General features: G+C 63.4%; 8 protein-coding genes. 4 read left to right on the top strand and 4 right to left on the bottom strand.

The genetic code is table 11. The features are described 5' to 3' along the window. Positions 1 to 85: 85 nt before the first annotated feature. The 4 genes from pepN (at position 86) to NKJ91_RS02585 (ending at position 6,068) form a co-directional block, all read left to right on the top strand. Entirely contained in the window at positions 86 to 2,731 is a 2,646-nt protein-coding gene (pepN, locus tag NKJ91_RS02600; protein WP_352454342.1) for an aminopeptidase N, read from the top strand. 189 nt (positions 2,732 to 2,920) lie between these two features. Next, on the top strand, positions 2,921 to 5,245 hold the full coding sequence (locus NKJ91_RS02595; protein ID WP_352454341.1) for a PAS domain-containing sensor histidine kinase: 2,325 nt from the start codon (positions 2,921 to 2,923) through the stop codon (positions 5,243 to 5,245). 128 nt (positions 5,246 to 5,373) lie between these two features. After that, positions 5,374 to 5,634 carry a type II toxin-antitoxin system prevent-host-death family antitoxin gene (locus NKJ91_RS02590; RefSeq protein ID WP_352454340.1) on the top strand — a complete coding sequence of 87 codons (261 nt, stop codon included), beginning with the start codon at positions 5,374 to 5,376 and terminating at the stop codon, positions 5,632 to 5,634. Then, complete coding sequence (locus NKJ91_RS02585) at positions 5,631 to 6,068, top strand: type II toxin-antitoxin system PemK/MazF family toxin (RefSeq protein WP_352454339.1); 438 nt, start codon at positions 5,631 to 5,633, stop codon at positions 6,066 to 6,068. Before NKJ91_RS02590 ends, NKJ91_RS02585 begins: the two co-directional genes overlap by 4 nt. A 110-nt stretch (positions 6,069 to 6,178) precedes the next feature. Here the strand turns inward: NKJ91_RS02585 and NKJ91_RS02580 are convergent, their stop codons facing one another. The 4 genes from NKJ91_RS02580 to NKJ91_RS02565 all read right to left on the bottom strand — a co-directional run bounded on the left by NKJ91_RS02580 (position 6,179) and on the right by NKJ91_RS02565 (position 11,919). Continuing rightward, the gene (locus tag NKJ91_RS02580) at positions 6,179 to 6,658 is read right to left on the bottom strand and encodes an EF-hand domain-containing protein (RefSeq protein ID WP_352454338.1); all 480 of its coding nucleotides are present in this window, start codon (positions 6,656 to 6,658) and stop codon (positions 6,179 to 6,181) included. Positions 6,659 to 6,802: 144 nt separating this feature from the next. Next, positions 6,803 to 9,769, bottom strand: a complete 2,967-nt coding sequence (locus NKJ91_RS02575) for a bifunctional [glutamine synthetase] adenylyltransferase/[glutamine synthetase]-adenylyl-L-tyrosine phosphorylase (RefSeq protein ID WP_352454337.1) — start codon at positions 9,767 to 9,769, stop codon at positions 6,803 to 6,805. Beyond that, a complete protein-coding gene (locus NKJ91_RS02570; RefSeq protein ID WP_352454336.1) occupies positions 9,769 to 11,238 on the bottom strand; it encodes a sensor histidine kinase in 1,470 nt (489 codons plus the stop codon). Before NKJ91_RS02570 ends, NKJ91_RS02575 begins: the two co-directional genes overlap by 1 nt. Before the next feature lie 6 nt (positions 11,239 to 11,244). Continuing rightward, positions 11,245 to 11,919, bottom strand: coding sequence for a response regulator transcription factor (locus NKJ91_RS02565; protein WP_352454335.1), 675 nt, complete (start codon positions 11,917 to 11,919; stop codon positions 11,245 to 11,247). Positions 11,920 to 12,259 lie beyond the last annotated feature (340 nt).

The following is a 12,259-nucleotide window of genomic DNA, read 5'->3' as shown; positions in this document are numbered from 1 at the left end:
CGTTTCGTGTAAAGAGCGCAGACTTCAAATTATTTGGACCAGCGGACCCGCCCGCCGCTCCCGGATCGACAGGAAAAATCAAGGAATGCGCACAGATACCGGCCAGGTCTTCAAGCTCGAAGACTATCGCCCCAGTGATTATCTCATTCCGGAAACCAGCCTGACTTTCCGCCTTTCGCCTGAAGCAACGCATGTGACCGCCGTGCTGACGGTCGAACGCCGCGACGGGATTGCGGCGTCGGTGCCACTGGTGCTGGATGGCGACGGGCTGACGCTCCGCAGCATCGCCATCGACGGCCAGGAACCGAGCCCTGCGGATTTTCTCGCCACGCCCGATCAACTGACAATCATCAGCCCCCCTGCGACAAGGTGCTTCCAGCTGAGAATTGAAACCGTGTTGGCGCCGGCGCAGAACGAGGCGCTAATGGGCCTCTATCGCTCGAGCGACGTCTATTGCACACAATGCGAGGCCGAAGGCTTTCGCCGCATCACTTATTTCCTCGACCGTCCCGACATCCTGTCGGTCTATACGGTCCGCATCGAAGCTCAGCGCCGTGAGGCGCCGCTGCTTTTGTCCAACGGCAACCCGGCCGGTGGCGGCGAGCTTGCCGGCGGCTGGCACTATGCGGTCTGGCACGACCCCTTCCCCAAGCCGTCCTATTTGTTTGCGCTGGTGGCAGGCGACCTCGGCAAGATCTCGGACAGTTTTGTCACCCTGTCTGGCCGCAAGGTCGAGCTCGGAATCTATGTCGAACCGGGCAAGGAGAGGCTCGCCGGCTACGCCATGGACGCTTTGAAACGGTCAATGAAATGGGACGAGGAGGCATTCGGCCGCGAATACGACCTCGATGTCTTCAACATCGTCGCCGTGTCCGACTTCAATATGGGCGCAATGGAGAACAAGGGCCTCAACATCTTCAACGACAAGTACGTTCTTGCCGACCAGGAAACTGCGACCGACGCCGATTTCGCCAATATCGAAGCCATCATCGCGCATGAGTATTTCCACAATTGGACAGGTAACAGAATCACTTGCCGCGACTGGTTCCAGCTTTGCCTGAAGGAAGGGCTGACGGTTTTCCGCGACCACGAATTCTCGGCCGATCAGCGCTCGCGCGCCGTCAAGCGCATCGCCGAGGTGCGTACGCTGCGCGCCCATCAGTTTCCCGAGGACCAAGGGCCGCTGGCGCATCCGGTCCGGCCTCGCCGCTACCGCGAGATCAACAATTTCTACACGGCGACGGTCTACGAAAAAGGCTCGGAAGTCGTGCGCATGATCCATACCATCCTCGGCGCCGAGACGTTCCGCGCCGGCATGGACCTCTACTTCGAACGTCACGACGGCCAGGCGGCGACGATCGAAGACTTCATCAAAGTGTTCGAAGACGTCTCAGGTCGCGACCTGTCGCAGTTTTCGCTGTGGTATCATCAGGCCGGTACCCCGAACCTGACCGTCAGTTCGGCGTATAATCCGGCGGCGCGGGAATTCACGCTCGAAATCGAGCAGTCGGTGCCGCCAACACCGGCGGAAAGCCGCAAGCGGCTGATGCACATTCCGCTTGCCTTCGGCCTGGTTGGCGCCGATGGCGAGGCGATAGCCCATAGCGGCGTCGAAGGGGCGAATGTCGAGGACGGTGTCATCCATATCCGCAAACGCCGCCATGTCGTCAGGTTTTCCGGGATTGTCGAGCGTCCGGCCATGTCGCTCAACCGCGGCTTTTCGGCGCCGGTGACGCTTTCGGTCGAGCAGCGGCCCGACGACCAGTTTTTTCTGGCTGGCCACGACAGCGACGCCTTCTCGCGCTGGCAGTCGTTCAACACGCTTTTGACTGATGCGCTGATTGCCGGTTTCCGCCAGATCCTGGACCACAGGCCAACCGAGATCAGCGCCCGGCTGACCGAGCTTGCCGGCAAGACAGCCGGCGACGAAGCACTCGAACCCGCCTATCGGGCACTGGCCCTGGCGCTGCCCGGCGAGGCCGATATCGCCCGCGACATCGGCAAGAACATCGACCCCGACGCCATTTTCGCGGCGCGCGAGGCGCTGGCAGTTGCGATCGCCGAGGCCAACCGCGAGATATTCTCCAAACTTTACGATCGGCTCGCCGACAATGGCCCGTTCAGCCCGGACGCGGCCAGTGCCGGGGGGCGGGCGCTGCGCAATGTCCTGCTGGACTATCTCTCCTTGCTGCCGGGAGGTGCGGGACTCGCTGCCGGGCACTTCCAATCGGCGACCAACATGACGGATCGTGCCGCGGCGTTGACCGTTCTTGCGCACCGTCACCATGGCTCACCTGAGGCGACCAAGGCACTGGCCGATTTCGAGGCGAAATATGCAACCGATCCGCTGGTCATGGACAAATGGTTCCAGACCCAGGCCAGCGTGCCCGGCCCGCAAACCGTGGACGCGGTGCGCGCCTTGACCAGCCACCCGGCGTTCTCGATGGCCAACCCGAACCGGGTACGGGCACTCATCGGTACGTTTTCCAGCGCCAACCAGACCGGCTTCCATCGCGCCGACGGCCAAGGCTACCGGCTTTTCGTCGAAACGGTGCTGCAGGTCGAAAAACGCAACCCGCAGGTGGCCGCCAGGCTGGCGACGGCGCTCAGGTCGTGGCGCTCGCTCGAACCGGTGCGGCAGGCCAAGGCAAGGGAGGCGTTGCTTTCGATCGCCAATACCGAGAAGCTGTCGGCCGATTTGCGAGACATCGTCGAGCGCACCCTGGCGTAAGCGACCTCCCGTTCTCCCCTTGTGGGAAAAAGGGAAGACCACCCGAAAACCCCATTATTTTAGTCGATTTTTAATCTTTTTTCGCCGCGCCTCTGGACAAGGCGAATCACCTTTGATTCTTTAGTGACGATTCGGAAGTGCGGCGTTGCCGGATCGTCAAGCGGGACAGAAAATCGGGGAGTGCCATTTATGGCGAAGGCGGACGCGTGGGGCGCGCCCGGCGGGACGGCGTTTGAGCGTCGCGAGGCGCGAAGCGACGGTCTCGCGGGCAATACGCGGCTCATCGCCGAACCTGCCTACCGACGGCTGCTGGCAGCCGAGCCGCTGTTGCGGCGATCGATCCCGGCCCTCATCATCATGTTTCTGTTGATCATCGCAGTACTGCGCTTTCTGTCGCTGATGAACGAGCGCGACGAGATCGAGCGCGACGCCAAGGCGATCCTTGCGCTGGCCGCCGGCCAACTGGCCAGTTCGATCGCCGACGCGACCATGGTTTCCGCGCCCGGCGCGATCCAGGACCTGCTGGAGAGCACCGGTCGTCAGGGCGCGATGGGCCGAAGCCACGTACTGGCGATCACCGATAGCGCCTTCAAGATCATTGCCGTATCGCCGCAGTCGATGCACTGGGAGGGGCGATCGCTCGATGGCGTCGTGCAGGGCGGGCAGCCGCTGTTCATGTTCGGCGACCGCGCCGGGGTAATGGAGGTCAACATCGGCGGACAGGACTGGTACGCGGCAGTGAGCCTGGCGAATGCCCGAAGGGGTGCCGCGGCAGCGTTCGTGCCGCAGGAGGCAGTTTTTGACGCCTGGCGCAAGACGGTCTCGCTCAACGTCACGCTGTTCGTGCTGACGGCCGGCGTGCTGATCATCATCCTCTACGCCTATTTCGGCCAGGCGGCGCGCGCCCAGGCCGCCGATCGCATCTATCTCGAAGCCCACCAGCGCATCGACATGGCGCTGGTGCGCGGCCGCTGCGGCCTGTGGGATTGGGACATGGTGCGCGGCAAGATGTACTGGTCGCGCTCGATGTACGACATGCTGGGCTACGAGCCTTGTGACACGATGCTGTCGTTCGGCGAAGTCGATGAAATCATTCATCCCGAGGACGGCGATTTGTTCGAACTCGCCAACAGGATCGTCGCACGCGAGATCGACCATATCGACCAGGTGTTCCGGATGCGCCATGCCGACGGGCAATGGGTTTGGATGCGCGCACGAGCACACGTTATCGACCCGGAAGCGCCGGAGATCCAGCTGATCGGCATCGCCGTCGACGTCACCGAGCAGCGGCATCTGGCCCTGCGCTCCGAAGCGGCGGACCTGCGCCTGAGGACGGCCATCGAAAACATCAACGAATCTTTCGTGCTGTGGGATTCGTCCGAGCGCCTGATCATGTGCAATTCCAAATACCAGCAGGACAACGGCCTGTTGGATCGCGACGTGATGCCGGGCGCTCCGCGCGCCGTTCTGGAGGAACGCATGCTGGCCTTCGCCTCGGAGCGGCGGCTTGCCAACACCAACGGACCGCAGGGAGGCGTGACCTTCGAGCGCCAGCTTGCCGACGGCCGCTGGCTGCAGGTGAACGAGTTGCGGACAAGGGACGGCGGTACCGTCTCTGTCGGCTCCGACATCACCCAGATCAAGCTGCACCAGGAGAAGCTGGTCGACAGCGAGCGCCGGCTGATGGCGACAATCCATGACCTCAGCCTTGCCCGCCGCGCGGAAGAAGAACGGGCTCGTGAGCTCGTCGAACTCAATCGCAAATACATGAAGGAAACCGAGCGCGCCGAAGCGGCAAACCGGGCCAAATCCGAATTCCTGGCCAACATGTCGCACGAGTTGCGCACCCCGCTCAACGCGATCATCGGCTTCTCGGAACTGATGGAACGGCGGCTGTTCGGGCCGCTGGGTTCGCCGCGCTACGAAGAGTATGCCACCGACATCAACGGCAGCGGCAAATATCTTCTCGGTGTGATCAATGACATCCTCGACATGTCGAAGATCGAGGCCGGCCAGTTCGCCCTGGATCAGGAAGAAATCGATCTCTGCCCGCTCATCAGGGAGACGGTTCGCGTCGTTTCTCTGCAGGCGGCGGAAAAGTCGATCACCGTCGAAACCCGCATCGCCGATTCGCTGACGCTGTTCGCCGACCGCAGGGCGATCAAGCAGATCCTCATTAACCTTCTGTCCAATGCGGTGAAGTTCACCGGGCAAGGCGGCCACATCTCGGTCAGAGCCCGCAGCATTTCCAGCGCGCTGATCCTGACGATCGAGGACAATGGCTGCGGCATCCCGAAGGCGGCGCTGAGCAAGCTCGGGCGGCCATTCGAACAGGTGCAAAACCAGTTCTCCAAGAGCCATGCCGGCTCCGGCCTCGGCCTCGCCATCTCGCGCTCGCTGGCCGAGCTTCAGGGTGGCGCGTTGAAGATCCGCTCGACCGAAAGCGTCGGAACGATCGTCTCGGTACGCATCCCGATCAAGAAAGCCGCGCAGGCGGTCAGGGCCGCTGCCTGAATGACTTCGTGACCAGGCCCAGCATGATCAGTCGAACATGCGCTTGCGCGCCGCCCGGCAACGCGAGAACTTTCCCTTGATAAGTCTATCTATTTTATCTATTTTAGATAAAGAAAGGAGGGCTTGTGATGCGAGTGACTTCAACGGAATTCCAGCAGAATGTCGGACGCTTTCAGGATGCCGCCCAGCGCACGCCGGTTGCAATCACAAAGAATGGGCGGACCCATACAGTACTCCTGTCAGCGGCTATGTTCGAGGTTTTGGTCAGAGGACGGGTCGCCCGCCCGGTCGAGGAATTGGACGACGAGACGCTGAACGCCATCGGCGAAAGCGCCGTCCCGACCCAATACGCCGGACTTGATGCAATGCTCAAAGACTGGACACCGTGAGCCTCCCAAAACCTGTCCCCGGTCTGGTGATTTCCTATTCCTATCTCTGGGCGAGAGAAAACAAAAAAGGCGCGGAGGAAGCCCGCAAGAGCCGGCCCTGCGCAATTGTCGCCGCCCGTCGCATCGTGGAGGGGCGTGAAGTTGTAACGGTGGTTCCGATTACCCACTCAGCTCCGGCTGATCATGCGGATGCAATAGAAATACCTGCGCCACTCAAAACCCACCTCGGTCTCGACGATATGCCGTCATGGATCATCGTGACCGAGATCAATGAATTCCTTTGGCCGGGTCCCGATTTGAGGCCCATTCCAGGGACGAAGCCGTCCCGCTTTGATTACGGCATGCTGCCGCCGCGCTTCTATGCCCATCTGCGCGACCGGATTTTGCAGGTCCACACAAGCCGCGCCCTGCACCGGACTCGGCGAACAGAGTAGCTGAATGCGGTGGAAACACCGTCCGTTCGCAGTTGGGCCGATCTGGTGATTCAGGCGTCGACGCGCACATAAGTCTCCGGCGGCTCGCACCGCCGGAGCGTTATCAATTCTCACTGCATGCCGTCAGTGCCATCATTGCCCTCGCCGTCCCATTGGCGGTGACCGCCGGGACCCTTCGGCAGTTCGTTCTTCTCGATTTTCCCGTCATTGTCACGGTCGAGCATGGCGAAGACCTTCTTCTGGCGGCTTGTGATGCCATCGGCGGTCAGCGTGCCGTCGCCCTTGGTGTCGTAACGGGCGATGATGCGCCTGGCCATCTGCTCGAAGCGTGCTTTCTCCAGCGCGTCGGCGAGCTGTGCCACGGTCAGCTTGCCGCCATTGTCAGCGACCATCTTCTTCAGCCGCGCGTTCATGGCGTCGGAGAACTGGTCGAAGGTGATGGTGCCGTCATTGTCGTTCATGACCTTGCCGAGGCGCATCATCATGCCGTCGCGCGGCCCGGCCCCGGAGTGCTCGTCTGCATAGGCAGCGGTGCCGACGGCGCCGGCCAGGGCTGCGAAAACGAGTGCAAGTCTGGTCGTCTTTCTCATGGTCTTCTCCTGTTGCATCGTCACCCCCGATGCTAGAGCGGCGGACCTTCAATCCCCCGCTCTATCTCTTTGATTGAACATCGGAACCTCCCAAAGCAGGTCGCAATTTTGGCCCGATGCTCTCGCCCGTACGGCTGGTTGCCGTCACGGTTGTTTCGCACGAAGCAGAAGGTCGAAATCCTTTATGACCTTCTGCGACGTCTCCCCGAGATGCGCTTCAAGCACCCCGAAATCCGGCAGGTCGGTGACGGCCAGAAGCAGATCCGAAAGCCCTGGCGGAACGTCGTCGCGTTCGAACGCGCCGGTGAGGCAAAGCCGTATCATCTGGGTCAGCGCCAGATAGAGCGAATAGGCATCCACCAGTTCCTGCCTGACCTGGGCGCTGGCGAAATCCGGCGCCAGGCGCGACAGGACCTCAGCCGTGCCGGTGGCCCTGCGGCCTGCCTCGATCTTTCCGGTGATCAGCGCAACCTGGGCAATGAATTCGAGATCGATGAGGCCGCCCGGGATCAGCTTGATGTCCCAGGGATCGCGCGGCGGCTTCTCCTTGTCGACCATGGCGCGCATCTCGGATGCCTCGGCCATCACCTTGGCTGGATCGCGCGGCAGAGCGAGCACTGCGGCAACTTCTCCCTCGACCTCGCGGCAGAGCTCGGCATCGCCGCCGATCGTGCGGGCGCGCGCCAGCGCCATGTGCTCCCATGTCCAGGCTTCCTGGCGCTGATACTTCTTGAAGGCGTCGACATGGGTGGCCACCGGCCCCTTGTTGCCGGACGGTCGCAGGCGAAGGTCGAGCTCGTAGAGCACGCCCTCGGCGGTCGGCGCCGAAACGGCGGCGATCAGCCGCTGTGTCAGCCGGCTGCAGTAATGCGACGGGGCAAGCGGCTTGTCGCCGTCGGACTCCTCCGCATCGGCGTCGTGATCGTAGAGCAGGATGAGGTCGACGTCGGAGCCCGCCGTCAGTTCGCGGCTGCCGAGCTTGCCCATGCCGAGCAGCGCGACCCGGCCGCCGGCAATATAGCCATGACGCAAAGCGAATTCCGCCATCACCGCCTGCAATGCCGCCTCGATGGTCAGGTCGGCGAGATCGGAAAAAGCGCGGCCGGCGCGCGGCGGGTCGATCGACCCGGCAAGCAGCCTGACGCCGATCAGGAATTTTTGCTCCGAAGCAAAGATGCGCAGCCGGTCGAGCACGTCTTCATAGGCTCTGTCGCCTTCGAGGAAGGCGGCAAGGCGCGCCGACAGATAGGCGCGGTTTGGCAGTTCGCTCAGCAGCGCCGGATCGAGCAGCCCATCGAAGACATGCGGCCGGCGCGTGATGATGGCGGCCAGCCGCGGTGCCGCGCCCATGATAGTCGCCATCAGCTTCAGCAAAGCCGGATTCGACTGCAGCAGCGAAAACAGCTGGATGCCGGCAGGCAGGCCGGCAAGGAATTCGTCGAAGCGGATCACTGCCTCGTCCGCCCGCCGCGTCTGGCCGAAGGCTTGCAGCAGCGCCGGCGTCAGTTCGGTCAGCCGCTCGCGCGCTTCCGCCGACCGGGTGACGCGGTAGCGGCCGAAGTGCCAGCCGCGGATAACCCGGCAGATGTCGCTCGGCCGCTGGAAGCCGAGCCGCTGCAAGGTCTGCAAGGTATCGGGATCGTCGACGTCGCCGGTAAAGACCAGATTGCCGATGCCGGCCGAAAGCTCCGGCGCGGTTTCGAACAGCGCTGCATAGTGGCGCTCGACCTGGTGCAGCGCCGCGCGGAACGTTTCGGCAAAGCCTGCCGCATCGGCAAAGCCCAGCATGCGGGCGACGCGCTCCAGCCCCTCTTCGTCCTCCGGCAGGATATGCGTCTGCTGGTCGGCAACCATCTGGATGGCATGTTCGACGCGGCGCAGGAACCAGTATTGCCTGGTGAGCGCATCGCGCGCGTCGGCGGTGATCCAGCCGCGGGCGGAGAGCTCGCCGAGCATCGACACGGTCTCGCGGCCGCGCAGTTCGGGAAAGCGGCCGCCGGCGATGAGCTGCTGGGTCTGGACGAAGAACTCGATCTCGCGGATGCCGCCGCGGCCGAGCTTGACGTTGTGGCCCTTGACCGCGACCTCGCCATGGCCCTTGTGGGCGTGGATCTGGCGCTTGATCGAATGGACGTCGGCAATCGCCGCATAGTCCATGTATTTGCGCCAGATATAGGGCTGCAGCTCCTTCACGAACGCGGCGCCGGCGGCAACATCGCCGGCCACCGGGCGCGCCTTGATCATGGCGGCGCGCTCCCAGTTCTGGCCGCGCGCCTCATAGTAGCGCAGCGCCGCCTCGACCGGGATCGCCAGCGGCGTCGAGCCGGGGTCGGGACGAAGCCTGAGATCGGTGCGGAAGACATAACCATGCTCGGTGCGGTCCTGGAGAATGCGGACCAGCCGGCGGGTCAGGCGCGAAAACAGCTCGGTTGCATCGAGCGGATCGACGACGGCAGGCGCATCGGGGTCGAAGAAGACGACGAGGTCGATGTCGGAGGAGAAGTTCAGCTCATGCGCGCCGAGCTTGCCCATGCCGAGCAGGATCCAGCCCGAGCGTCGCGCCGGATTTTTCGGATCCGGCAAACTGAGCTTGCCTTGCTCATGCGCGTCGCGGAGCAGGAAATCGACCGCCGCACGCGTGCAGGCGTCGGCAAGGTCGCTCAGTCGCCGCACCGTCAGCGAGGTCTCGGCTTCGCCGGCGAGATCGGCCAAGGCGATCAGGAAATGCGCCTCCGCCTTGCATTGGCGCAGCTCCATCATCAGGCTGCTTTCGGAGACGGCCTGTACGCGTGCTGCCTTGTCGACCGCGGCGCCGATCGATGATAGCCGCGCCTCGATGGCCTCGTCGAAAAGCGCATCGAGTATCCGCGGCCGGCGGCGCGCGGTATCGCGCAGGAACGGCGACAGGTCGAACACGGCGGCGAGGAAATCCTGGACGACCCCCTTGCCTGCCAAGAATTTCGCCAGTCGCGGCAGTTCTTTTTGCCGCGCGGCGTCGGCGATCTCCGACAATTCCTGCCTGGCGCGGCTTGCATCCAGCGGAACGAGCTTTATCGTCGGCTTCAACAGCCTGTCCGTTTCGAGGCGTCGCACTGCCATCCTCGCCACCATCAGCGATCCTCCCGCCCGGGAAAACTCATGACGACGGACAATCCGGGATTGCCGGGCAGAAGCTCAAGCCGTCCATTGTGGAACGTCACGATCGCCTTGGCGAGGCTCAAGCCAAGGCCGGAACCCGGCTGCGAGCGGCTCTTTTCCAGCCGCACGAAACGCTCGGTCACCCTGGCGCGGTCGACATCGTCGGGAATGCCCTGGCCGTTGTCGGAGACGGCGAGTCTGATCTCGCTACCGACACGCTCCAGCGTCACGCGAACCGTAGGCCTGGAGGTCGAGTCGGTCGAATATTTGATCGCGTTGTCGACGATGTTGGACAGCGCCTGGCCAATCAGCTCGCGATTGCCGTTGACGGCGAAGGAACCTTGCACCGAAGTTTCGAGCGTCACGCCCGCCTCCTCCGCTACCGGCTCGTAGAGTTCGACGACGTCGTGCACGGCAGCGGCCAGATCAGCCCTGGTGGTGCTTTCCGAGGAATAGCCGGCTTCCAGTCGCGAGATCATCAGGATGGCGTTGAAGGTCTTTATCAGCTGATCGGATTCGGCGATCGTCCCTTCCAGCGCCTGCCGGTAGTCGCCGGTGTTGTGCTTGCCGGAAAGCGTCGCCTCGGCGCGATTGCGCAGCCTAGTCAGCGGTGTCTTCAGGTCGTGGGCGATGTTGTCGGAGACCTGCTTCAGGCCCTCGTTCAGCGTGGCGATCCTGGCCAGCATGGAATTGAGGTTTTCCGACAGCCGGTCGAACTCGTCGCCGGCGCCGGTGACCGGCAGCCGGCCGGAAAGATCGCCGCCCATGATGCGGCGGCTCGCCTCCGACACGCTGTCGATGCGCTTCAGCGCCGCGCGCCCGACGAAGAACCAGATCAGCAGCCCGCCGACGCCCATCATGCCGAGCGCCAGCATCAGAGCGCGACGAATGACGGCGCGGAAGCGCTCCGGCTCGCCGAGGTCGCGGCCGACCAGCATGATCATCTGGTTGGGCAGGCGCAGCACCAGGGCAATGGCGTTGTGGCCCTTCTCGCCTTCGGCCTGGACTTCGCTCTGGGCGGGCTCGTTCGGGTCGGAGATCGGGTTGCGCTGCCGCTCGAGCTCGCCCTCGCCGAAGCGGCGGTAGGAGAACGGCTCGGTGGTCCAGCCCTCGGCCTCGATCACGCCCGGCTCCAGGCTCTGCACGTTGCCGGTCAGGATCTGGCCGTTGGCATCGGCGATCAGATAGAGATTGGCGCCGGGCTGGCGGGAGCGCTGCTCGACGACACGGACCAGCAGCGGCAAGCCGCCGCGCTGATAGGCGCGGGCGAGGCCGAGCACCTCGTCGTTGATCGTGTCCTGGGTCTGGCCGGTCAGCATGCGCGCCGACAGCGAGGTCATGTAGAACACGAGCAGCACCGCGCAGATGGCGAACAGCAGGAGGTAGAGCGCCGAAAGCCGCGCTGCCGTCGTCTTCATGATGGCCGGCACGGAAAGAGTCATGGGATTCTAGCCGCTTTTCAGCATATAGCCGGCGCCGCGAACCGTGTGCAGGATCGGCTTGTCGAAGCCCTTCTCGATCTTGCCCCGCAGCCGCGAGATATGAACGTCGATGACGTTGGTCTGCGGATCGAAATGGTAGTCCCAGACGTTCTCAAGCAGCATGGTGCGCGTCACCACCTGGCCGGCATGGCGCATCAAATATTCGAGCAGGCGGAACTCGCGCGGCTGAAGCGTTATCTCGCGCCCGGCGCGGCGCACCGAGTGCGACAGCCGGTCGAGTTCGAGATCACCGACCCGGTAGACGGTTTCGGCTTCCCTGGCGCTGGCGCGGCGGTTCAGCACCTCGACGCGGGCGAGCAGTTCGGAAAAGGCGTAGGGTTTGGTCAGATAGTCGTCGCCGCCGGCGCGCAGACCGGTGACCCGGTCGTCGACTTCGCCGAGCGCCGACAGGATCAGCACGGGCGTCGTATTGCCTCTGGACCTGAGCCCGGCAATGACCGACAGGCCGTCGCGGCGCGGCATCATGCGGTCAATGACCATGACGTCATAGTCGCCGGAATCGGCGAGCGCGAAGCCGGTTTCGCCGTCGCCGGCGACATGGGCGGTATGACCGGCCTCGGCGAACGCCTTCTGCAGGTAGTCGGCTGCCTCGCGATCGTCTTCTATGACGAGAATCTTCATAGAACCGTTATACGCGATTTCGCTGGAAGATTGAGTGGCCGGCATATGCATCGTGGCCTTCTCCATGGCGTATCGCGAACAAAGTGATTCAGGGATACGCGGTAAGTCTTTGTTTTAGCATGTCGTAGCCTAAAATCGCTTCACGCCTTGAGCGGCATGTTCGAGCGGCAGCGGGCGATGGGAGGCCCGCTGCCGCTGGGGCGGAACACGATGACTGACTAGCGTATTCAGGCCCCGTGCTTTCCCGCGCGGCGGCTCGGGGGTGTTGAAAACCGCCGCATCGGAAAAGTCGACCACTAGAGCGCCGCGCGTCCTCTTGGACGCGCAAAGGACGCTCTAG

The organism is Mesorhizobium sp. M0040, from assembly GCF_040323505.1.
GTDB lineage: Bacteria > Pseudomonadota > Alphaproteobacteria > Rhizobiales > Rhizobiaceae > Mesorhizobium.
The sequence above is the reverse complement of the archived record's forward strand: the minus strand, read 5'-3'. Positions and strand labels throughout refer to the sequence as shown.